General features: G+C 59.7%; 16 protein-coding genes and 1 pseudogene. 10 read left to right on the forward strand and 7 right to left on the reverse strand.

The annotated features are described in order from the left end of the window. Nucleotides 1-165: 165 nt before the first annotated feature. From CFR72_RS06705 to CFR72_RS06730, 5 genes are all read right to left on the reverse strand, one after another. Nucleotides 166-5,655, reverse strand: coding sequence for a DUF4062 domain-containing protein (locus CFR72_RS06705; protein ID WP_167400317.1), 5,490 nt, complete (start codon nt 5,653-5,655; stop codon nt 166-168). Nucleotides 5,656-5,660: 5 nt separating this feature from the next. After that, nucleotides 5,661-7,724 (reverse strand): hypothetical protein, encoded by a 2,064-nt coding sequence (locus CFR72_RS06710; RefSeq protein WP_146220669.1) that lies wholly within the window; start codon nt 7,722-7,724, stop codon nt 5,661-5,663. Between the two features lie 663 nt (nt 7,725-8,387). Next, complete coding sequence (locus CFR72_RS06720) at nt 8,388-8,597, reverse strand: hypothetical protein (protein WP_146220670.1); 210 nt, start codon at nt 8,595-8,597, stop codon at nt 8,388-8,390. Between the two features lie 105 nt (nt 8,598-8,702). Beyond that, nucleotides 8,703-9,362 (reverse strand): YoaK family protein, encoded by a 660-nt coding sequence (locus CFR72_RS06725; protein ID WP_110913221.1) that lies wholly within the window; start codon nt 9,360-9,362, stop codon nt 8,703-8,705. Next, nucleotides 9,362-10,531, reverse strand: a complete 1,170-nt coding sequence (locus CFR72_RS06730; protein ID WP_110913245.1) for an oxalate decarboxylase family bicupin — start codon at nt 10,529-10,531, stop codon at nt 9,362-9,364. The genes CFR72_RS06725 and CFR72_RS06730 overlap by 1 nt, the downstream gene beginning before the upstream one ends. A gap of 423 nt (nt 10,532-10,954) precedes the next feature. On the opposite strand from CFR72_RS06730, the gene CFR72_RS06735 reads away from it, so the two are divergent. Continuing rightward, the gene (locus CFR72_RS06735) at nt 10,955-12,016 is read left to right on the forward strand and encodes a DUF5700 domain-containing putative Zn-dependent protease (protein ID WP_146220671.1); all 1,062 of its coding nucleotides are present in this window, start codon (nt 10,955-10,957) and stop codon (nt 12,014-12,016) included. A 280-nt stretch (nt 12,017-12,296) separates the two neighbouring features. Here CFR72_RS06735 and CFR72_RS06740 read toward each other — a convergent pair whose 3' ends face one another. After that, nucleotides 12,297-12,932: a MarC family protein gene (locus CFR72_RS06740; RefSeq protein ID WP_110913223.1), complete on the reverse strand. Its 636-nt coding sequence runs from the start codon at nt 12,930-12,932 to the stop codon at nt 12,297-12,299. Between the two features lie 234 nt (nt 12,933-13,166). On the opposite strand from CFR72_RS06740, the gene CFR72_RS06745 reads away from it, so the two are divergent. The 3 genes from CFR72_RS06745 to CFR72_RS06755 all read left to right on the forward strand — a co-directional run bounded on the left by CFR72_RS06745 (nt 13,167) and on the right by CFR72_RS06755 (nt 16,037). Further along, entirely contained in the window at nt 13,167-13,769 is a 603-nt protein-coding gene (locus CFR72_RS06745) for a PadR family transcriptional regulator (protein ID WP_110913224.1), read from the forward strand. A gap of 34 nt (nt 13,770-13,803) precedes the next feature. After that, nucleotides 13,804-14,427 carry an O-methyltransferase gene (locus tag CFR72_RS06750; protein ID WP_110913225.1) on the forward strand — a complete coding sequence of 208 codons (624 nt, stop codon included), beginning with the start codon at nt 13,804-13,806 and terminating at the stop codon, nt 14,425-14,427. A 98-nt stretch (nt 14,428-14,525) separates the two neighbouring features. Further along, entirely contained in the window at nt 14,526-16,037 is a 1,512-nt protein-coding gene (locus CFR72_RS06755) for an MDR family MFS transporter (protein WP_408869959.1), read from the forward strand. A gap of 31 nt (nt 16,038-16,068) precedes the next feature. Here CFR72_RS06755 and CFR72_RS06760 read toward each other — a convergent pair whose 3' ends face one another. Then, a complete protein-coding gene (locus CFR72_RS06760) occupies nt 16,069-17,112 on the reverse strand; it encodes an SDR family oxidoreductase (RefSeq protein ID WP_110913227.1) in 1,044 nt (347 codons plus the stop codon). 382 nt (nt 17,113-17,494) lie between these two features. Here CFR72_RS06760 and CFR72_RS06765 point away from each other — a divergent pair, with 382 nt between their 5' ends. From CFR72_RS06765 to CFR72_RS17785, 6 genes and pseudogenes are all read left to right on the forward strand, one after another. Then, entirely contained in the window at nt 17,495-19,660 is a 2,166-nt protein-coding gene (locus tag CFR72_RS06765) for an alpha-ketoacid dehydrogenase subunit alpha/beta (RefSeq protein WP_110913228.1), read from the forward strand. 56 nt (nt 19,661-19,716) lie between these two features. Then, nucleotides 19,717-20,457, forward strand: a complete 741-nt coding sequence (locus CFR72_RS06770; RefSeq protein ID WP_110913229.1) for an SDR family NAD(P)-dependent oxidoreductase — start codon at nt 19,717-19,719, stop codon at nt 20,455-20,457. 24 nt (nt 20,458-20,481) lie between these two features. Next, on the forward strand, nt 20,482-21,723 hold the full coding sequence (locus CFR72_RS06775) for a dihydrolipoamide acetyltransferase family protein (protein WP_110913230.1): 1,242 nt from the start codon (nt 20,482-20,484) through the stop codon (nt 21,721-21,723). A gap of 51 nt (nt 21,724-21,774) precedes the next feature. Then, on the forward strand, nt 21,775-22,749 hold the full coding sequence (locus CFR72_RS06780; RefSeq protein ID WP_110913231.1) for a cyclase family protein: 975 nt from the start codon (nt 21,775-21,777) through the stop codon (nt 22,747-22,749). Between the two features lie 25 nt (nt 22,750-22,774). Then, nucleotides 22,775-23,539 carry an SDR family NAD(P)-dependent oxidoreductase gene (locus CFR72_RS06785; protein WP_110913232.1) on the forward strand — a complete coding sequence of 255 codons (765 nt, stop codon included), beginning with the start codon at nt 22,775-22,777 and terminating at the stop codon, nt 23,537-23,539. Between the two features lie 45 nt (nt 23,540-23,584). Continuing rightward, nucleotides 23,585-23,799 (forward strand): annotated as a pseudogene (locus tag CFR72_RS17785) (hypothetical protein); the annotation flags it as partial.

The following is a 23,799-nucleotide window of genomic DNA, read 5'->3' on the forward strand; positions in this document are numbered from 1 at the left end:
TTCAGGAGATGCCGTCTTTTCAGGTAAAAAGGCGACACCCGGAAACTTTTATTGTTTTTTGCCAAAATATTATTTCAAACAAGTCCCCTGACCGTCACTCTACATGGCTGGACATCATTCCTTGCCGGATGGGAAGGGGCCTGCATCTGTTTCGTAAAATCGTGATCATTCCTTATCCCAGCCCTGAGGCAAGCGGAAGCGCCGTATGGTGCGGCCTCGCCGGGAAGAGGGAAGTATGGGAAATTTGAGCACGGGCGTGGGGGGAAGGGGAGGAAGCCTTGCGAAGATCTGTTTGATCTCCGGCGTCATTTCCTTGTGGTCGCCCTGAGATTCCAGTGTTTCCATAAGTTTATGCCCGCGCCTGAGCCACTCCTTGTTGGTATCGGGAGCAGATGCGCAGATCAGGTCAGCAATTTCATGGAGGATCTGCATGAAACGCCCAACGGTGACAAGCGACAGCACGCGAATGAAGGTATCGGTTGTCTTGTCGGGTTGCAGATCCAGATACCATTGTGCCTTGACCAGGGGATCAACCTGCTCTGCTGACAGCAGGTGTATCCCGCGCTGCCCGAGGTCGCGGACACGATCCAGATAGAGCAGTATATCAAGGGCATGCCCAGGAACATCCTGCCACTGTCCCAACTGTGTCAGCAACCGCTTCGCGCTCCATTCCATCAGCGTGGCACGTGCGAAGGGCGGTTCCATGCTTCTGGCGGCACGGTTACGGGCATCCTGCAGTTGCCGCATGGTGGTGTTGTCCGCCTCGGCGCCGCAATATGGCGCCAGTGGTACCGCGCGCCCGCTTCGGTCAACAAACCGCAGTCGGGTACGTGATACAGCGCAGAGTTGCGTCATATGGTTTTCGGGAACCAGTGGGGGGATATCACCACAATACCATAGCGTATCGTCATCATTACGCAGGGCGACATGACCTTCTTTCACCTGTTCGAAACAGGGGCCGGCCCGATGGGGAAGGCCCGTGTCAACCCTGTCGGCAGGATCAGGCGTCTGGCAGGCATCCACCGGCAGTCCGGTCAGCAGGTCATGGCGGGTCTCATCATCATGGAAGTGAAAATATCCATCCCGTGTGACCCTGACCGAAGATGGCAGTATAAGTCCCATTCCCGCTTGCCAGCCTGCCATTTTCGTTTCCTGCGCTTCATCGGACAGGATCAGGACAGGATATCCTTCCATCGGGAAAAACAGGGAGGCAGACAGGTACAGGTCTTCCGCATCCCAATCCAGCAGGTACTGACCCGCCTGTCTGCCATTCCGGTCATAATAGACCAGGGGGGTTAACATCTGATAGGATGGGTCCGATATCTCCGGACTGGAGACGACCAGCGCGCCTTTCGGCGGTTGATATGCCGACAGGCCCCATGTCGAGCCCGGACCACAGGTCGTTTCGTCTTTTTCCGCTGTTACCGTAATGCCGGGGGTACCGGATTTGTCCCAGTCGTCCAACTGCAAGACCGTGCTTCGCAACAGGGTCCCCATCTCCATATTCTCGGTGGCAAGCAGCAGCATCCGGTCCGTGTCCAGCCATTGACAGGTATCGAACATGACGGAATGGCTGCTGTCATGATCCTTGTCCAATGTATCAAGTTTCAGGTCATAAAGTATACCGCTCATGCCAAGGATCAGTATGCCCCCGTCATAGGACTGAAGGGGATCATTATTGTCCTGTGTTCCGTATGCGATGATTTCACGAAGGGGAACATTATATGCCGGCCCCGATGGAAGCTGGCAGATGGACAGGGACTGTATGGTGGCGAAATCTGAATCGGTTCCATACCGGACAACGAATTCATCCCGTCTGCCGTCCTGTGAACGGATGATGATGGTTTTGTCATACTGGTACGACTGGATCGGAAGCCTGGGCAAGGGGGCGGTATAGGGCGGAAGTATGACCTGGATACTGTCCTCCTGTATCACAAGGATCATGTCACCATTGATGACCTTGACTTTGACGCCGCCCCCCGGTTCGTCCATCTGCATCCACTCTGCTGTCGCCAGACACAGGCCTGGACCTGTTTCGCCCGGATGCCGCAGGACATGGCTTTGCTTGTAGACGTAGTAATAGGACAGTGGATTATCATCATCCGGATACTCGGGTGACTGTTCTTCCACGAGGGAAGTACAGACCCACACGGATGCGCCATCAGGAAGCGTGAAGAGACGATACACTGTATCAGACGGTGATGACCCGGCATTGTCCCGCAGATGGTCACCGCCTGCGGGGCGTGTTACCCGCTTCTTTTTCGGCCGTATGGTCTGGGGCGCGGGTTGGGATTCAGGCTTCCGGCCGGGCAGGGTGGAAAAGTAGGCAAAGACCGTTTCCCGTCCCTCTGCGTCACGATGGATGCACGTATCCCCGTCGGCCTCGAAGCTTCCGGCATCCTTTTGGGCTTGCAGGGGGAGTGTGAGCGTTTTGTCAGGTCCGGTCGGTTCAGGCGGACCATAAAGGGAATATGCTCCTTGCGCTTCGACGGCCAGAATCCTGCGTTCGGCGCTGAACAGAAGGCGACGATGCTGGTCCGCGGGCGGAAGGGACAGCACGGTGGTCATCTTCTGTCCCGCCGCATGGTCCTGATCCAGCGAAAGCAGGCAGAGATCAAGGCCGCCTGACAGCTTGATGCCGATCCATGCCTGTTCGATGCCGCGACTGTCACGTTCCATGGCCAGAAGGTAAAAGGCGACGGAAGGAGCATCGGTTGGGGGATAACCGATCGTCACCCGCCCGCGTTCATGCCCGTCGCGTGCATCGAGCAGCATGAAGATGCTGCCATCATACTCATTGTGACGGAGCGTGGGGGAACGGGTGTGAATTCCCCACATAATGACGGCATGTTCCGATCCCGGCCCATATCCCGCCGGGAACTGGGGCCGCATGCAGATGTCCTTTACCCTGCAGTTCGGATCAGCAAGGATGTCCAGCGGCGCACATACGACCCGCAGGGGAGAGGGGGCCTCCGCCATATGGCGCAACCAGCGGAATGTTTTTCCCTCCCCGCGCAGCCAGTGCATGGCCATGGCATGCAGCGGAGTGTTTTCCCGTTCCGCCAGAAAGACATTCATCAGGCGGGACACCACCATGGAAAATCGCTGCATGATGCCGGTTTCATGCGCGGAGGTGTCATCTTCCATCTTCGGGGTGACGATCAGGCGCTGTATGTAACCGCCCTGCTGGAGCAATACGTCCAGTAGCGGCGTTATGAACTCCGGCAGGGGAGGGACGGCGCTGGACGACATCTGCTGCAGGCGCCTGAGGTCGTCGATCACTTCCACAAGCAGGCCGGCGGCAATGCGTATGCCCAGTGCGGCCACATCGCCCAGTTGGGCGCAGGCTTTTTCCATGGCGTCCCGTGGGGTCAGGCACGTCGCCTTCTCTTCGGGAGCAGCGGCGACGTCAAGCAGGAGTGCCGACACCTGCCGCAGTGCCCGCAGGTTGGCCGGGGTGATGTGCCGCCATGCCTGTTCAGGGGCCGTATCCTGTCCGCTCGGGTGAAGCCAGGCATGGGCGATCCTGTCGAACCACAGGGCCAGTGCGCTGCGGCATGTTCCAAGGGAGGGCAGGGACGTGCCGGTTGGTGCGGTAAGCAGGCGTTCGGTGAATTTCTGGTGGAAATACCGGATTGTAATGCCGGACAGGTCCGTCGTGGCCGTTTCGATCAGGAAGGGTTCCAGACGCCCCAGAACGCGTGCGACCAGTACGGGGGGAATCATGTCCGTCCAGATATCCTCCATCTTCCAGTGGGAGGACCTGCTGATACAGTCCTTCATGCCGGGAATGAGGCTGATGCTGCCAGCCAGTTCCCGGCGCGACAGGCCAAAACGCGCCAGCGCCAGCATCCTGACAACAGCGGTCGAGACCTCCCTGATGCCGACATGTTCGGCATTTTCCAGCATGGCCTGCACCCATTCCAGCAGGGTCCATGCCTGGCCCTTGGTGCGGGTGCAAAAGACCTGCGTCTCCTCGATCCGGGGATAGGGCGCGAAGGCCAGCGTGGCGGCAATGCGTATGGCAAGGGGTTCGGGCGCATCGCCCAGCAGTTCAAGGAACAGGCTCCGCCTGCCCGGAGGCTGCGTATCATTGAGCCTGCGCGGTATCTTGAGGGTGGCGGTCAGGGCATCGAGCAGGTCCTGCGCCACCGGCGCGTCGGGGTCCGTGGCCGAAAGGCGCAGGACAGGCATGTCCTGCCTGACGGGCCACCACCCTTCCTCCGGAAGCTTGATCGGCAAGGACCAGTCCGGATCGGCCGGGGTGCCATCTTCGCTGCGGATACCGACGCACAGCACGAACTGGCGTTTTGTCGCTGTTTCTTTTCCCCTTTCCCTGTTCTTCTCCATTTCCGCGGCTTTGCTCTCGATCGTGCCGCGGAGTCTGGAAAGGCTGTGCGGACCCAGATGCTCAAGCCCGTCAATGACCATCCACAGGGGGGCGGTGTCGGTGCGCGACAGCCAGGTGCTTACGTCCTGTTCAAGCCTGTCAAGGCGCAGGCTGTCGGGTGTCGCGCCCACGTAATATTCATGCAGGGCGGGTTCGGGCGTGATCCCTTTCTTCGCCTTGCGCAGCCGTGCCACCAGTGCTGCCATCAGCGTGGTCTTGCCCGCCCCGCCATTGCCGGTCACGATCTGCACGGCGCTTCGTGTCGGGTCCTGCGTGAACAGGGATTCCAGCCTGTCCAGTGTCGGCTGGCGCCCCTGGAAGACGGGCTTGTGGTTCGTCTCGTCCCCCGGGAAAGAATAGAGGGGCAGGCATCTGTTTTCGCCAAAAAACCGGTGGGCATCGGGCAGGCTGACATGTTCATGCAGCAGTTCCTCGACATGCATGCTCAGCCGTTCAATGACAAACCCGGTATCGAATTTCCAGTACCCCGGTGAAAAATCATCCTGATGGTCACTCCTGCTGAAGTAACGCACCAGTTTATCACGCATGTCGGTGCTGAGCAGTTTTCCCATCTGGCTGTCGGCATCACTGCCGGACTGCGTGCAGAAATCCTCGCGCAGCAGGATGATCGGGTTTTTCACCACCCTCAGCCCCAGCATGACCTCCTGGAATGTGGCGCTGGCACACAGGGCAAGGATACTGTCCCGCTTCCCCGAATGCGACAGTACCCTTATGCTGTAGGCGTCAAACAGTGCCCGCAGGGTCTTTTCGGCCCTTGCCCACGCCGCCTTTTCTTCGGGATCTGTCGTTGTCGGGGCAAGGATACGGACGCTTTCGCCCGGCTCCACCAGGGCGGAGAAGCGGCGGGCGTCATTATTCAGGACCGTGATGTCGGGTTTGTACCAGGTCTCAAGAACCTGTTTTTCGCCAGTGTCATCAGCCAGTTCATAAAGCGCGTCATATAGGTTCTGGCCAAGGATGTTGGGCAGGGGGCGCCAGCCGACGCGGCCGCCCATCAGGCCAAGGAAATTCGGTTTTTCCGTCAGGCGCTGGCAGCGCAGGATTTCATCAAGGCACAGTTCAAGCGTATCCTGGGTCCGGGCATCGGTCTCATTGACGCCCCAGCGCAGGTCGATGACCTCCAGCTCAATCCCCGCATGCGCGAATTTCTTCTCAAGGGCTGGGAAGACCAGTGTATGTAGTAAATGACGTTCTTTCCTGAAGTCCAGAAAGGTGGAGCTTAAAAAAATCCGGAAAACCTGCACTGGACTTATCCTCCAAGCTGGAATTTGATCGGGTGTGCGCGGTGGGCCTGTATCCATGTGCCGTTTTCGGCAAGGGCTTCCTTGCCGAGGGCCGTGGCCAAGTCATTCCAGTCCTGCCACCATATTTTCTGGTCTTCAGCAGTTGCCGGAAGATTGTCCTTCAGGTGTTCCGCCTGCTGTAGCGCGGTATTGAACAGGGCAAGCCCCTGTTCACAGGAATCCCGGGTGTCATCATAGGCACGGGCTTCCTTGAAAAAGAAAAAATACGCAGCCAGCGCCGGCAGGAAACCGATCAATACCGTTGGGGCTTCGCGCAGCCATTCAGGGTCGGTTTCGGGCAACTGCCCGCCATACAGGATCTGAACCACCAGCAGGGAAACCGCCACACAGACAGACCCCGCCAGTGCCCCGACCGCCATGATGTTCACCCATTGCAGGGCACGCTGGTAGGTTTTCTCGGTCTTCTCGAAATATGCGCTCTGGGAGGTGATCCATTGATATAATGGTTCCTTCGTGACGCATGCGGCATCGACCATCTGGATGCCCGTATCCTGCCGTCGCCGCTGGACCAGCAGTGCGGCCCCCACCCCATACAGGGCTGGACCGCGCAGGGCCTTCCTTATCCAGCCCAAGGTTTTTTCCTGATAACGCAGGTAGTTATCTGATACGCCCAGTGAGACGCCGGATGTTGCCCAGTAGATCTGAACACGAAGGGCCTCCGCAAGGGCGCGATAGTCCTGGTAATTGTCCTGCCAGTTGGAATTCTTGACGACCCGTGCATAAAATGCCCCTGACAGGCCAAGGGTCGTAATGTACCCAAGCAGCCAGAACAGGTTCTTGCCATATTCGCAGTAAATTTCGAAACATGCGGAAGCAATGGGCAGGGTAATCGCAAATACGAACAATGCCCCAAGCGGATACGGCCAGGACCAGAGTTTGGACAAGGGCAGGCCGGGCGCCCATCCCCCCAGAAGTTTCCCCTGGCAGCGGAGGGAGAAGACATCGGCGCCGGCATACAGAAGCTTGATCTGGTTCAGCAGGCTGTCAGGAACACCCTTGCTGGCGGGGACAGACAGATAGCTGATGGACTGCTCACAGCGGCCCATATCCTGCGCCCATGTTTTACGCAGCGTATCGCTGACCTCGACGATCTTGTCGAGATCCTTTGGCAGGACGGCGCGCAGTTTCTCCGCCCCTTGCGCTGTGCGCAGGTCAAATTCCCTAGGGTCGGGCACACCGTAGGATGTGGCCTCTGCCGCGTACCAGATGGCGTGTTCCAGTGGCAGGTCGCACGACGGCGCGCTTTCGCGGGGGGTCACGATGTGCAGGACGGGCCCGCTACGGGCGAGTTCCAGACGGGGAAGCCGCTCCGAAAACAGTTCACTGCCTGTAAAAGTAGACACGGGAGTATCGGCATATTCCCCATAAAGCCGCATCGAGACGATGTGGGCCGTTCCCCCCCGTGTCTTGCGCGTATGGTTGACGCGTTTACTTGTCGGGTCCGTATCCTTACCGTTCCATAATGCAATTATGATGTGACACAGACGGCACAGGACGATGCCCATCTGTTCATATTGCAGGATGTCTTCTGCGTCCTCCCTGGCTTTTGCATCGTCCGGTGCAGCCGTAATTCCTTTACTGTCTGTCCCGGGGGGGAGGGTGACCTGAGGAAGTTCAATGATTTCTTCAATGCCGGGCTGGCTCAGGAATTTGTCAAAATTATCTTGTGCGGATTGATCTTTCAGTGTGAGCCGGAACTTATCTCGTGCCATGGGAAGCAGCGCGATGACAGGAATCGAACGTTCCAGCGCAAGCTGAACGACAAGCCGATCTGCACCCAGGGCCATGCCGCACACGATCCGCAGATGTGTCTTGTACTTCTTCAGCAGCATATCCAGTGTATGGGCCACCTGCTGGCGGATGGTGTCCTCGGCAGAAGAGGCAATATCTATATGGCCCGCCACACCAACCAGAATAGGCAGATCTGTATTCTTGATAGTTTCAGCAGAAAACGCACTTCCCATATTCGTTTTTCCGTCCCGGATAATTATGTGGTCACATGAATACAAAACACAGTATGAATTTATGTATCTGCATGAATGATTTGTGGAAAATTGTCATACATGGAAAAATACCGTGTCATATTTTTTGAGATATGTTTACGGTCTATATTTCCTTCCTGCGGGGGATATTGTTCTTTATCGTATCTGCAAAGCAGCCTCGAAAAAAGGTGGCATCCGCTATTTTTAACAATGCGGGGCAAAAAATCGATTGGCCGCTTTCACTTCCTGAACTGGTGTCAAGGGCCCCTTTGGGCCGCCAGTCGATGGTCCTGATCCTTGCGGGGAAGAAAACATGGCGCATGTGACAGACGATCGCGAAGCCCGAGCGAAGCTGGAGCCTGCGGGACCCAGCGAATGAGTTTGTGAAGGCAGATATATATACCATGTCGTCCATTTCGGAAGACGGAATGATGCAGGCCATAAAAATCTTTGATCATGGCCGCCGCCCGGCAGGGTGGCTGCCATCACCCTGCCGCCGGAGTGGTGGAAAAGCCCATGACCATAGAGAGAAAACACTGGTTTCCCGTGCTTGCCGGACAGTTGCACAGGCGCGGAAACAGTGGCGTTTTGAAGCCAGCCCCCCGGTTGCAACCCTGTATCCACGCATTACTGAAATATGCCAGCGGTCTCGTCAGAGATCGCGCTCGGGCAGAGGGCATCGTGCAGGAGTCATGGCTGCGTTTCGTCCGGATTGTCGCGGGCACCCGGCCGGCCGCTCCCCTGCGTTATCTCGCGATTGACCATCTGCGTCAGAAGATCGGCGGAAAAGAGGGGGCGCCTGACCAGGCCATGCGCGACAGGCACGCGATCGAATCCGTCGGCGCGTGCGGAGCAGTCGTGGCGCTTCGCATTCACGCTGAAGCAGATAGGCCCCGGCATGGGGACAGCCGGAAAACCGGAAGGGCGCGCCGGGACGCGGGTGTGTTGATGACGTGGCCCGACTGCGCATGCCAGTCATGGACATGCAGTCGTGTGCGACATGGATCAGCCCTCTTGCAGATCCGCAGTATGAAGGAAGCATAACGCGATCAGAAGCGGGATGGGAAACAGGAAAAAAGCCGATGTCAGGTCCCGCGCCGGCACGGACAGGAAGGCCCCGGCGATGCAGCAGCCCCACCCAAGGCCGGGCAGCATGGAGATGGGAGACAATGCCCACTTTCCATCCTTCAGTCCCCACAGGTACGCGATGATGTTGTTGGCGAATTTGATGATGTTATTCGTGACGACGATGGTCTGTACGGACGCACCGGAAAAGCGAGACAGCACTTCCCCCTGCATGGCCATGGCCACGGTCAGGAGCAGCGTCTCGGCCCGGGAACTGGCGTTCGCGGCATGGGACCAGTGCACGAACTGCGCCAGCAGCAGCAGGGCTGCGATCCACAGCCATTCATACCGCCACTGCCGCAGTGACCGGCGCACGATGGCGGCGCCCAGCGCACCCATGAAAAACAGCCCCAGCACGGTCCCCACACTGGCGACCCGCCCCCAGTCATGCCGGGCCAGCGACACGCCAAAGGTCGTGGAATTCCCGGTCATGGCCGCGCTGTAGATACCGTGGAGTTCGACATATCCCACGGCATCCACATAACCGGCGATCAGCCCCAGTGTCGCGACACGCAGGACAGGGTACAGGGCTGGGTTCATCAGACGATAAGGGGCTTGTCCTGACGCAGTTTCGACAGGGTTTCCTCATCAAGGTTGAGGTGTTCCTTCACCATCTGGCGTGGCGACAGGCCCAGCCACTGGTTGGCGGAGAAATCGGCGAACCTGTCGCTTTTGAAGGCTTCGAGGAACACCATCGGCTCGTCACCGATATTTTCAAGGTAATGGCCCATGCCCAGCGGCACATACCCGACATCCCCCGCGCAGTAATCGAACGTGCGCGCCTTCCCGCCGGAGGCAAAGACGGTCATGCGGGCGCGGCCACGCACGAAATACTGCCACTCGTCATTGTTGGGATGCCAGTGCAGTTCACGCATCCGACCCGGTTCGACGACATTGATGGCAGCCGCGATGGTCGAGGCCACGGGGAAATTGCGCGAATCCACGACGCGCACGGTCCCGCCCGCCGCCTTTGCCGGGGGCTGCTGCAGGAAGCGGTGCGTATATCGGATGGGGGACGGACCCTGCGGGCACCTGATCGCGTCTTCCTTGGCGACGGTGGGTTCGGTGCCGTTGAAGATCCAGCGGGTCTTTTCCACGTCGGTCGGTAGGTTGGCGAACGCCGATTCCGGCACGCCGAAATTCTTGGCAAGGATGTGGCGGGGCGTATGCGCGAACCAGTCGCTGATGAGGAAGGTCTCGTTTTCCGAAAAATTGGCATCGTCGAAGACCAGCAGGAATTCGCATCCTTCGGTGCCCAGTCCCTGGATGGAATGGGGAATGCCGGCGGGGAAGTTCCAGATGTCTCCGGCCTCCACATCATCCACGAACGGGCGGCCTTCGGTATCGAGTGCCGTGACACGTGCCTTGCCCGCGATCATGAAGCCCCATTCGGCTTCCTTGTGATAATGCAGTTCGCGATACCCGCCCGGCTTGAGGCGCATGTTCACGCCGGCCAGCGTCGTGGCGGCAGGCAGTTCGCGAATGGTGATTTCGCGTGCCCATCCGCCCGATCCCAGGCGGTTGCGCGCGTCGGCATAGGAGAACTTCAGGTTCGGGATGGTCCCGGCGTCCGTATCGGGGGAGGCGAGGAGGTCGGGCGCCTCGCGTTCACGCGGAAGGTTGCGGGGGCCAAGAATGCTTGCGCCACGATCACCGCGGATGGGTTCCGGTGCTTCAGGCTTGGAGGTGAGCCAGGGAAGGTCGGTCATTGTCTGGGATTCCTGGAAGATTGCCGCAGTCACGGTATGGGGTGGAAGATCCGGCGCATTGATCGATATCAATATCCGGCCGCCTGCTGCGGTCCTGAAAAGGTCATATATGGTCAAAAGGGCCATGGTGGCGTGTATGGCAACATATCGAAAAATGGATGGGTATCACTAAAACTATGATGAATGGGTGTTATGCGCGCCTTTGTCGTTGCACCGGCGTCGGCATCAGGAACCTGCGCCGGGGGAGGCAGGATGCGGCGTGCCGCGTATCGTCGCCTCGGGCCATGGATGTTGCGTCAGCCAGTCAGGATGACCGTGCCGGGGTCGGATACGCCTTGCCGCCGCAGGGCAGTTTGGTATGAAGGGATATGGCTTCAGGAACGTGCGTTCATGGTATCGTCTGGTTGTGCGGGTTTTCTTCCAATGCTTCGGCGTTCTGTTTTCCTCCTGCTCCTTCTGGCAGCGGGGCTGGCGGGCAACGCACCAGAAGCCATGGCCACAGGGACGTCTTCAGCCATTTCCGTTCCCACCATTATTCTCGATACCCGGGGGGCTTCGGAATGGGTGCGCTGCATGCGCGCCACCAGAACCGACATTGCCCGATGCAACGCCCTGAGTGCCGCTACGGACGGTGGTAAACTGGCGGAACTGTCAGTTCCCACATTTGGCACCTTGCCCGCAGGCACCATTCCGCAGCCATCGGTCCAGAACGTGCAGGAACTTCTGGACAGCATGAACCACTGGCCCATGCACGATATCGCCCGCGATGTTGCCGCCTATGTCCCGCCCCTGAAAGGTTCCGGCCACACTTTGCGTATTTTCGTGGTGGGGAACGGGGTTCCGTTGTTCAGTGACATGTATGTCCGTCATTTTTCATGGCGGCATGGCATACCGTTCCTGAATGAAACATCCGGCGATCCCGTGATGCTGATTGATGCGCGGCAGGTTGCATCATACGGAGATACCGGGACAAATTCGGCAGATATCGTAAAAGATCTTCTGCACCATGAAATGTTCCATATCTATTTTTCATGGTACCGTGCCACGGATGCCCGGTGGCAGGCTTTCATGAAAGCCATGACGCCGGAAAGACAGCTTCTGCTGGATGTACAGGACGAAGGAATTGCCCATTATCTGGGGGATCCTGCCTGGAAACAGACCGGCTTTCCCCGTGCGCGTGGACAGGCCGCCATGGATACGCTGGGTAAGGTCATCCTTGCTTTCAGAAATGGCACGGTAACGCCAGACATGCTGCAAAAAGCCAATGAAGGACCATTCTGGGAAAAATATGCCGATATTGCCGGGGGACTGTTTGCGACCGGCATCGATCATGTCTTTGGCCAGGCCGCCGTGCGCCAGTCCGTGCAGGACGGCCCCGCCTGCTTCATCCTGAAATATGATGCCGCCACCCGATATGATCCCGGCCTTCCTCCCCTGACCGACACCATCCGCCAATGGGCGCGTCAGTCACAATGGAGGCTGTGAGGCACAGGGACATGGCGGGTTATTATGGATGATGGTCTGTCAGGGGCCTGACCCATCTCCATTCCGATGATGGGGCGTAAACGGCACATTGATGGAAAATCAGGAGCTTTTGGCTGCTGCCTTTTTAAATCCGGCATTCTTTGAAGCTTTTTGAAAAAAGCTTCACCAAAAACTTCTTTATGTTTTGGGATAACATTGTGCGGGGGCAATGGTATTGCCCGTTATACTGATGGGGCGTTTTGCCATATTGCCTTGCCTGCTGGCTTCATAACCATCGCATTCAATGGGAAAGTCCGGGCAGGACCGCCTTGAGGCACGCGATGACCATGCCAACGGAAATGGCCAGCAGGATCATCCCCATCAGGCGCGTCGTGATGGTGCGCATTGTCTCGCTCATGACCCTGCCGATTTCCGAGGCAAAGAACAGGGTGGCAAACAGGACAAGAAGTATTCCCGCGATAATGCCGCCTATTTCCACCGAATTGGTCAGGGAACCGCCATGGCCGGTATAGATGATGATGGTCGCAATGGTGCCGGGACCAATCAGCATGGGAAAGGTGAGGGGATAGAAGGCCAGTCCCGACAGGTTCTGCAACTGGGCCTGTTCCTGATGGCTGCCCTGATGGGAAGGGATGCTGCTGCCATTGAGCATCGACCATGAAATCTGGGCCAGCACAATGCCACCCGCCACTCGGAACTGGTCAATGGTAATGCCAAAGAAACCAATGATCTTCTGTCCCGCCAGCAGGATGACAAGACACATGATGGCCGAATACACGGTCACCTTGACGGCAAGCGTGCGCTGCTGGGCCACCGAAAACCCCGTTGTCATCGCCAGGAAGACAGGCAGGCTGAGAAAGGGGTTCATGATGGCAAGAAAAGTGCCAAGCGCCTTGACGAGTTCCGTATGGTCCAATGGTTGGTATCTTTCGTAAGATGGCGTGTATGTAAGGGAAAATGAAATACGTCATATGGTTATAATTCCCGCCTGCCAACCTTTTTGCCCTGCGCCGGCAGCGGGGAAGATATGTGCCATCCGTAGCAGGCGCCGTGTTCGTGTCCAGGATGGGAATGGCCCCGATGGCCGGAAAAGAAAAACATGTTCCGATATATCTTGACGAACGATATATCGTGAATTATATCGGGGATCATGAAACACAGAAACAGACATTCTGGCGGTCATGACCGCCGCGTTTTCTCTCCCGAAGGCATGCCGGCCCCTGCCGGTTCCATGCGCCATCATGGCCGGGGTGGTGGCCGCCATGGGGGACGGGGTGGTTCCCGTGGTGGCAGGCTTTTCGATTATGGCGAGATGCGCCTGCTGGTCCTTGGTCTGATTTCGGAAAATCCGACCTATGGCTATGAACTCATCAAGACCATCGAGGAAAAATTCGGTGGCAGCTATACGCCAAGTCCCGGCGTGATCTACCCGACCCTCACATGGCTTGAGGAAGGGGGGTATATCCGTCCGACCGGGGACGAAGGGCGCAAAAGCTACGCCATCACTCCCGAAGGGACGGCATTCCTTGCCGCGAACCGCCCGGCGCATGAGGAGATCCTTGCGCGCGCCGCGACGGCCGGCGCCGAAGGAAAAGGCAACCGCAGGCACGGGCCGGTGCCGGTGGTGCGGGCCATGGAAAACCTCAAGACGGCGCTGCGCCTGCGGCTTCGCCACGGCAGTCCCGATCCTGAGGCACAGGCACGGATCGCGGCCGTGCTGGACGAGGCCGCCCGCGCGATCGAACAGGCCTGAGGACCCACAGGTCGGGGAGGGTGACATGCACGATATGGATGACAGGATCCGGACGGTTCTCGATCTCTACCACGCCCGCATGGCGGAGGAACGAAGCCGCCCGCGACAGGAACCGCCCGGCGGGCGCGATGGTGGCCAGGACCAGCGCATGCGCGCCATCGGGCCGGATACCGGGCGGATGCTCAACATCCTTGCCCGCAGCCTTGGCCGGGCGACCATTCTCGAACTCGGCACGTCGTTCGGCTATTCCGGGATCTGGCTGGCCGAGGCCGCGCGTGCGACGGGCGGACGGCTGATCACGATGGAACGGCATGGATACAAGACGGACCATGCCCGCAAGATGGCCGACAGGGCCGGACTGGCGGATTGGATCGACTTTCGTGTCGGCGATGCCGTGGCCATGATCGGGGAATTGCCGCAGAAGGTGGATTTTGTCTTCGTTGACCTGTGGAAAGACCTGTATGTGCCCTGTCTGGATGCATTCTATCCCCGCCTCAATCCGGGGGCGATCGTGGTGGCGGATAACATGATCCGGCCCGCGACCGAGGACGTGAAGCGTTATGGCCGGGCCATCCGGGCGCGTCCCGGCATGTCCAGCGTCCTGCTGCCCGTGGGGACAGGGATCGAGGTCAGCCGTTTTGCGCCGGAAGTGATGTGACGGCGCACCCTCTATCGACTACGACCACAAATATCCGGGGCCGCCGATACCCGTCATGGGGCATCGTGCGGCCTGTCTTGTCATGACGGGAAATCTTCGTGCAGCTTTCTTCCACGGCGGGAACAGCTTCCGCCGCCCGTAATGCGCCACGGCTGATGGTGTTCATCGGCCTGATCCTGACCATGGTCATGGGTGCGCTGGACCAGAGCATCGTTTCCACCGCGCTGCCGACCATCGTCAGCGACCTTGGCGGACTGGCGCACATGTCCTGGGTGGTCACGGCGTTCATGCTGACCTCCACCATCGCGACGCCCCTGTATGGTCGGTTGTCCGACATGTTCGGGCGGCGTCCCCTGCTGGCGTTCAGTATCGGTTCGTTCCTGTGCGCCTCGCTCCTGTGCGGGATGGCGCAGGGCATGTGGGAACTGATCCTGTTCCGCGGGTTGCAGGGCGTGGGGGCCGGCGGCCTGATGACACTGTCGCAGACGGTGATCGGTGACATGGTGACACCACAGCAGCGTGGCCGTTACCAGGGGCTTTTTACCGGCGCGTTCGCGGTCAGCAGCGTGACGGGGCCGTTCCTTGGTGGTGTACTGACCAGTGCGCTATCATGGCGGTGGGTGTTCCTTGTCAATCTTCCGGTCGGGCTACTGGCGCTGGCGCTGATCATGTTCAGCCTGCCCGCTCGCCGCGCGGAGGCAAGGCCGCGGATCGATTATCCCGGCGCGGCACTGCTGAGCGTCGCGACGGCGGGATTCCTGCTGCTGTTCAATGCGCTGGGAACCTCGCTGCCATGGACATCGCCGCTCACATTTCTTCTGCTGGGCGTTACCATGGCGCTTTTCATGCTGTTCATCCTGCAGGAACGGCGCGCACCCGAACCCCTCATCAATCTGCACCTGCTGCGCATTGCGGAGTTTTCCGTCTGTGTCGCCGCAACCGGCATAATGTCGTTCGCGATGATGGGGTCGATGATTTTCCTGCCCCTCTATTATCAACTCGTGCTGGGCGAGACACCGGCGGCCTCCGGCCTGATGATGCTGCCGCAGGTCGGCACGATGATGGTCAGTTCGGTGCTGGGGGGCTATGTCTCCTCCCGCACGCAGCGTTATGCGCTACTGCTGGCCATTGGCGTGGGGATCGAATTTGCGTCGCTGACGCTGATCGCGGTGTGCGCCCATCATGGCGCGCCGGCCCTTTTCTTTCTGCTCAGCCTCGGGTGTCTGGGCCTTGGCATGGGGATCGGCATGCCCAATGCGACCGTCATGATCCAGAATGCCGTGCCGTCTGGCGCGCTGGGTATCGCCACGGCCATGATGTCCTTCATCCGCTCGCTTGGCGGTGCGCTCGGTGTGGCATTATCAGGCGGCGTGATGGCGCTGACGTTGCAGAACCGGCTTCAGGCCCTGCCGCAAAAGATTGATGTATCAGCGTTTCTGCAAAAGGGCATGGCGGCCATCCAGACGCTGTCCCCCGCCATGCATGCACAGGTGACGCAGGCCTACAAGGGGGCGATCAGCGCAAGCCTGAGTGTCAGCAGCAGCTTCATGTTCCTGGCGTTCATGATGATTGTCGGGCTGATGGTGCGCAGGGCACGATCCGCGAAATGAGGTAAGGTCCGGCCCGGTTGCGTATCGGCGTCTATGGGATCAGCCTGCGTGCGCGCATGCTGTCCAGATGGGCCAGCAGCACGTCATCAGAGCGGCGCGTCATGCCGGGAAATCCCGCCTGCCGCGCCCTGGTCACGTCAAAGATCGCATCCTTGCGGACGTGGAAGATGAAGTCCCCGAACGCGCCGGGCGCAATCCGGTCCGGATCGGCTTCGGCCAGTCCGTCGCGTGCCGCAAGCCGTGCCCAGACAGGCCGGAGCGCATGCAGCCGTTCGGCAAGGGAGATCGGTTGCGGTTCCCCCACATCCAGCCCGAACCATTGCGCCAGCCTGGGCCAGACGTGGCACCAGCGAAACACATCCCCATTGGTGATGTTGAAGGCGCCATCCCTGTTGTTTTCCGCCGCCCATAACGCGGCTTCGCCCAGAACTTCGGTGCCGGTAATGTTGACCAGCGTGTTGCGATAGGCTTCCTCCGGACCCGGGAACTGCATGGCCGTATTCGTTTCACGGCACAGGGTGCCGTACAGCCCGATCAGGTTGCCGAGGTTCATCGCCGATCCCAGCGAAGGACCAATGACGATATCCGGCCGCAGGGCGGTCCATTTCAGCCCCTCACGTTCCTGCGCACGGGCGAAGTCCTCATGCCGGAAATAGAGGTTTGGCGGGAAATGACGGCTGTCGTCCTCGCGCGCCGGGGTCTTGTAAACGCCCAGATGCGCGCCATAAACCTTGCCGCCCTGAACGAAGATCAGCCGTTCGAGAGGGGCCGCGGATCTGCGCAGGGCCGCGACAAGGTTTTCCAGCATGGCGGCGTTTTCATCCGCTTCGATCCCCGGATCGGCATTGGGCCTGAGCGCCGCATAAAAGAGATGCGTGATCCCCTTTAGCGCATCGCTTTGGGATGCCAGACTCTCCGGGTCGAGGAGGTCGGCGCTGATATGGGGCGCCTTGCCCGGTCCTGCTGGCGCACGGCCAAGCGTGGTGACCGCCCAGCCAGCCCCAAGGAAAGCCTCAAGCGCCGCAAGGCCGACGACACCGCTGGCTCCGGCAATCAGGACATGGTGACTGTTCATGACATCTCCCGTGGAAAATATGTGTCGCTGCAGCCCATCGGGCATCGGTGGCGACAGCGGGATGCACCAGGCGCACTATGACGTGGTGACCTGCAGGGAAGAACTGATTTCAGCGTGAGGGTTGCCTTCAGTCCGGGGCATGGATGCCGGCTGTTGCGGGGGCGTCGGCAGAAGGCGGGCCTGTCCGGCTGCCTTGGGGGCTGGACGGTCATGGAGAGCGGTTCCGCAGGAAATGGATATCGAAATGTATCCATAATGTAAAAATATCACCTATTTTTTACATGTATGTCAGAGATATACATACAAATGTATCCAATTAGCTGATACCCGTTGCGGATAGCCCTGACCGCTCCCGCGGTCGGGATGTCATGAAGGAACAGGCATGATGCGTACCATTCCTCTGGATCCCCAGGCATCATGGGTGCAGCTTTGCGCGACACAGGATGACTGGGACGCGATGGATCCTGCCATTCTGGATACAATGCTGGTCCGGCTCAGCCTGATACGGGCGTTTGAAGAAAGTGTCCTTGACCTTGCGGGAAATGGCCTGGTCCATGGCCCGGCCCATTCCTCGATCGGGCAGGAAGGCGGCGCGGTGGGAAGCATCCTTCCCCTGTTGCCCGGCGATCAAGTCAATGGATCCCACCGGGGACATCATCAGTTCCTTGCCAAGGCGCTTGGTTATGTCGCGCAACAGCAACCCCTTGTGCACGATGCGCCCCTTGACGGGGCCATCCGGGAAACCCTGCAGGGCGCGCTGGCCGAAATCATGGGGCTTCGGAGCGGGTTCTGCCTCGGGCGTGGCGGGTCGATGCACCTGCGATGGGCCGAAGCCGGGGTGACGGGAACCAACGCGATCGTGGGTGGGGGCGTCCCGCTTGCAGCCGGGGCCGCATGGGCGGATCGCATGGCGGGCACGGACAATGTTTCGGTGACCTATTTCGGGGACGGGGCCGTCAATATCGGTTCCGTCCTTGAAACCATGAACCTTGCGGCGGCATGGAAACTTCCGCTGGTGTTCTTTATCGAAAACAATCTCTATGCCGTCTCCACCCATGTTGACGAGGCCACGGCCGAACCGCGCCTGTCATCGCGGGGACTGGCCTTTGGCATTCCGTCATGGCGGGTCGATGGCATGGACCCTGTCGCCACATACATGGCGATGCAGCAGGCGCTGTCGGTCTGTCGCGCGGGACAGGGGCCGGCGGTTATCGAAGCCACGGTCTATCGTTATTTCCATCAGAACGGGAAACTTCCCGGCAGCGCCTTTGGCTATCGTGACAAGGGGGAGGAGGCCGCGTGGCGCGAGCGTGACCCGATAGAGCAGGTCGGTCGGGAAATGATCCGGCGCGACCTGCTGACGGCAAAGGATATCTCCGACCTGCGCGAACGATGCCGCGCGGTCATGGAGGAAATCTCCGCCGAACTGACGGTCATGGAGGGCAACCGCCGCGCCGTCCGTTCGGAACTGTGGCCGGCAGCCTCCTTCCGGGATGTGGGGATCCGCAGCGACCTTGACGAGATCAGTGCCCTGCCGCGCCTTTCGCAGGGAACGACGGGAGAAAGCACAAAACGAAAATTTGTCGATGTTGTCGCCGATGTCATGAACCGGCGGATGGAACAGGATCCCCGCATTGTCGTGCTGGGCGAAGATGTCCATCGCCTCAAGGGCGGGACAAATGGCGCCACGCGTGATCTGGCCGCCAATTTTCCGGGGCGCGTGTTCGGGACGCCAATCAGCGAGAATGCGTTCATGGGCCTTGCCGGCGGCCTTGCCATGGATGGGCGTTTCAGGCCGGTGGTGGAGTTCATGTATCCCGATTTCATGTGGGTGGCGGCGGACCAGGTGTTCAATCAGGTGGGCAAGGCGCGGCACATGTTTGGCGGCGCGATTGATGTTCCCCTTGTCCTGCGCACCAAGGTTGCGATGGGAACGGGATACGGGTCACAACATTCCATGGACCCGGCGGGGATTTTCGCAACGGCGCCGGGTTGGCGCATCGTGGCGCCGTCGTGTCCTGCCGATTATGTCGGGTTGATGAATGCGGCCCTTGCCATCAATGACCCGGTGCTGGTGATCGAACATGTGGACCTGTACCAGCAGATGCTTCCGGCTCCCGTTGACCTCGATGGCATTATCCCGCCGGGTTCCGCCGCATTGCGCAGGTCAGGAAGTAAAGTGACGGTCATTACCTATCTTGCGATGGTGCAGCCTGTTCTCGATATTGTTGATGAACTTGATGCGGATGTGGACGTCATTGATCTGCGCTGGCTGGATCGCGCCAGTCTTGACTGGGACACGATAGGAGAAAGTATCCGCAGGACAAACCGTGTGCTTCTGGTGGAACAGGGCGCGCGTGGAACGTCCTATGGCGGGTGGCTGGCGGACGAGATCCAGCGACGCCTGTTCGACTGGCTGGATGGCCCGATCATGCGGGTGACGGGAGGCGAAGCCTCCCCCAGCATCTCGAAAGTTCTGGAACGCGCGGCATGTGCCGGACGGGAGGAAATCAGTGCGGCCCTCGGGGAACTGCTTGAACTGGCCTAGGGGCCATTCCCTGAGAGGTCTTCTGTCACCGGTCCCGTTTATCTATGGAGACTGCAATGCAGGAATTTACAGGTCGTGCCCTGCTCCTGACCGGGGCGGCGGGGGGCATTGGCCGCGAAATTGCCGCGCTTTTTTTCGCGCGTGGGGCCCGCCTGCTTCTGGCGGACCTTGATGAGGGCGCCGTCACGGAAATGGCGCGCCAGATGGACCCGAAGGCGGAGCGTGTCGTTGCGGCACGTTATGACGCGGGCCGCGAAGATGATGCGCAGGACATCGTCGATCTTGCGGTCCGTCATTTTGGCGGCATTGATTTCGTGGTGCCGTGTGCGGGCATTTATCCGGAATGTCCGGTCGTGCGGATGGATGCCGCCGACTGGCGCAGGGTCATTGCCATTAACCTGGACAGCGTTTTTTACCTGTGCAGGGCGGCCATGCCCGCCTTGCGCGATGACAGCGCGATCGTGACCCTGACATCCGTCGCCGCCCATCGTGGCAGCCAGAACCATGCCCATTATTCTGCCTCCAAGGGCGCGGTTCTCAGCCTGACGCGTTCGCTTGCCATGGAACTTGCCGGGCGCACGCGTGCGAATGCGGTGTCGCCCGGGATTATCGAGACCGCGATGACACGCGACCTTCGCGGCCAGAAAGGCGAGATGCTCAAGGCCCAGACACCGGCCCGCCGTTTTGGCCAGCCCGGCGAAGTGGCATCCGTCGTGGCGTTCCTGTGCAGTAATGATGCGAGTTTTGTCAACGGGGAGGTCATTCATGTCAATGGCGGCCTCTATATGGCCGGGTGACGCCTGTCAGCGAGGTAGACCTTCATGGCTGTCAATATTTTCATGCCGGACCTGTCCGCATCCTCGGGGACGGTCACACTGGCCCGCTGGCTCAGGGCCGAAGGGGATGCGATCTCCGCTGGCGACATCCTTGCGGAGATGGAGGCGGATAAGGCCACGATAGAAATCGAAGCGCCAGCGGACGGTATCCTGGGGCGTATCCTTGTCCCGGATGGTACACAGGGCGTCTGCGCCGATCAGGTGGTCGGTATCGTCGTCGGGTCGGATGAGAAACTGCCCGACATATCCGGCATGGATGTCGGAACCGTACCGCACCCGGCCCAAAAGGCAATGGCGGAGGTTTCATTACAGGTCAGGGAGGAGAAGACCAGCATCCCTGTTGTACCGGATGGGGAAACACGGACCCGTATTTTTGCCTCCCCTGTCGCACGTCGCCTTGCACGCCTGCATGACGTGGACCTGAAACAGGTTGATGGCAGCGGGCCACAGGGCAGGATTTTACGCCGCGACATCGATCGCCTGATGTCTGGTAAAACGGTTGCGCGGGAAACGGAAAAACCGGAGGATAAAGGCGATCATGTCGCCATGTCGGGCATGCGGCGGGTCATTGCGGAACGCCTGACGAAAGCCAAGCAGACGATCCCGCATTTCTATGTCTCCGTCGATGTGCAGGTCGATGCCCTCCTGACGCTGCGTGATGAACTCAACCGCGTTGCGCCAGCACCGGATGCCCCGGATACGTTTTGCCTGTCGGTCAATGACATGCTGATCCGTGCCGCCAGTGTGGCGTTTGTCGCGGTGCCGTCGATGAATGTCATGTATTCGGAGGAGGCGCTGATATTCCCGCAGCAGGTCGATATTGCCGTCGCGGTCTCGGTGCCCGACGGGTTGCTGGTGCCTGTCGTGCGTGATGCGGGGCGCAAGTCGCTTGCCACCACCAGCAGGGAGGTCCGATCCCTGATTGAACGCGCGCGTGCGGGAAAACTGCGCGTGGATGAAATGCAGGGTGGCTGCTTCACGATTTCCAATGTCGGGATGTTTGGTGTTGATACGGTCACCCCCATCATCAACCCGCCGCATGCCGCGATACTTGGGATCGGGGCCATCAGTCGCAGGCCGGTGGTCAGGGAGGAGCAGTTTGCGATTGCCTCACTCATGACCTGCACCCTTTGCGTCGATCACCGCGTTGTCGATGGTGCGCTGGCCGCGCAATGGCTGGGCACATTCAGGACTATCGTTGAACAACCCATAAGATTGCTGACCTGAAAACATTTTCTTCAGATGACGCCCCGGAAGAAGGGCGCGGGAGACAGGATAATGGCTGACAGCAAATTACGGTGCTACATGCCCGACCTTGGCCGCCTGCTGGAGCAGTTGCCCAAGAACTGGGGGCGGTGGGGCAAGGATGACGAGGTCGGTTCCCTCAATTTCCTGACCGCGCAGGAAGTCCTGCGCGGTGTTGCCTCCGTAAGGCAGGGAAAAGTATTTACCCTGGGGATTCGTATTGCAGCGCCGGAAGGGGACCCGATCTGGCCCGGACGTGCGACGGCGCACCGGGTCAATGTCATGGATCGCGCCCATTTCATGTGTGGCAAGGCCGAACCCCTGTCGGGTGGGGGCGAATGGGCCGATGACATGGTGGTGATGTACCTGCAGGGATCCAGCCAGTACGATGCGCTGGGACATGTCTGGTACGACAATACCCTCTACAACGGCTATCCCGCGACGACGACGGTGGGCGCGATGAGCAAGGCCAGCGTGCTGCCCATCGCGGAACGTGGCGTGGTCGGGCGCGGTGTACTGATCGACATGGCGCGTTTCCGGGGCAAGGACTGTCTGGACCGGGGCGAGACCTTCACGCATGAGGACCTTGAGGCGGCGGCGGCACAGCAGGGCGTCGAGATCATGCCCCATGACGTGCTGGTGATCCGCACAGGCTGGATTGGGAAATTCTATCGCACGCCCAAGGAAGAATTCTACAAGGACTTTCTGGAACCCGGCCTGACCTACAGCCCGGAACTGGTCCACTGGTTCCATGAAAAGGAAATTCCCAACCTTGTGACGGACACGATCGCCAACGAGGTGACCGTTGATCCTGAAAGCGGGGTTGTCCTGCCGCTGCATTGTGCGCTGATGCGCAATCTCGGCATCACCTTTACCGAGATCATCGCCCTTGATGCGCTGGCGGAGGACTGTGCTGCCGATGGGCAGTGGTCGTTCCTGTACACCGCCGCCACGCTGAAGGTTGTCGGGGGCTCCGGCGCGCCAGTGAATCCGGTTGTCATAAAATAAGAATACCGTTCAGCGGAGAAAATCCATGAAATCACTTTCCGGCAGCACGGCGCTTGTCACGGGCGCGGGATCGGGCATTGGCCGTGAAACCGCCATCGCCCTTGCGGGGGCAGGGGCCGTTGTCCTGGTCAATGATGTCGCGGAAAAAGCGGCGCAGGCGACATGCGCCGCCATTGGCGAGGCCGGGGGACAGGCCAGTCCCTACGTCGCGTCCGTGGCCGACCCGGACGCCGTGCGCAGCCTGTTCCGCCAGTTTGATGAGGAAGGGAAAGCCCCCGACATTCTGGTCAACAATGCAGGCATCAGCGGGAACGGCCCGACACTTGACCTGACGGATGAAAGCTGGCTGCGTGTCGTGGGCATCAACCTCAACGGCCCGTTTTTCTGCAGCCGGGAGGCCGCGCGCCGCATGAGTGGCGCGGGCAGGGGCACCATCGTCAATATCGGCTCGATCTATTCCCTTGTCGCCGCGCCGCAGCGTCTTTCGTACTGTACGACCAAGGCCGCGATCGCGATGATGACGAAATGCCTTGCCCTTGAATGGGCGGATTATGGCATCCGCGTCAACTGCGTGGCGCCAGGATATGTGGACAGCGCCCTGACGCGTGAACTTGCGGCATCGGGGCGACTGGACATGGCCGCGCTGGAACGGCGCACCCCGCAGCATCGCCTTGGCAAGGCGAGCGAGATCGCGGATGCGGTGCTGTATCTGTGCGAACCGCGCAGCGCCCATGTCACGGGTCATGTCCTGTCGGTGTACGGTGGCTGGACGGCGAATGGATATCTGTGAATCCCGCGCCTGCCGCAGGGTTTCGCGTAATGAAAGAAGGTCGTCATGGACCAGTCCCGTCCGGTGCCGGGGTTCAGGTGGCGTATTGGCTGTCTGCTCGCCCTCGGGGTTTTCGTCAATTATATCGACCGTATTGCCCTTTCGGTGGCGTCGCCGCAGATCCAGATGGGGTGGACGGCCTCCATGCGACATCAATGTGCCATGATGAGGTCGGAAGACCATTCAGAGGAGACCGCCCGGATGAAAGTTACCATAATCGG

Origin of the sequence: Gluconacetobacter entanii (assembly GCF_003206495.1) — a bacterium.
GTDB lineage: Bacteria > Pseudomonadota > Alphaproteobacteria > Acetobacterales > Acetobacteraceae > Novacetimonas > Novacetimonas entanii.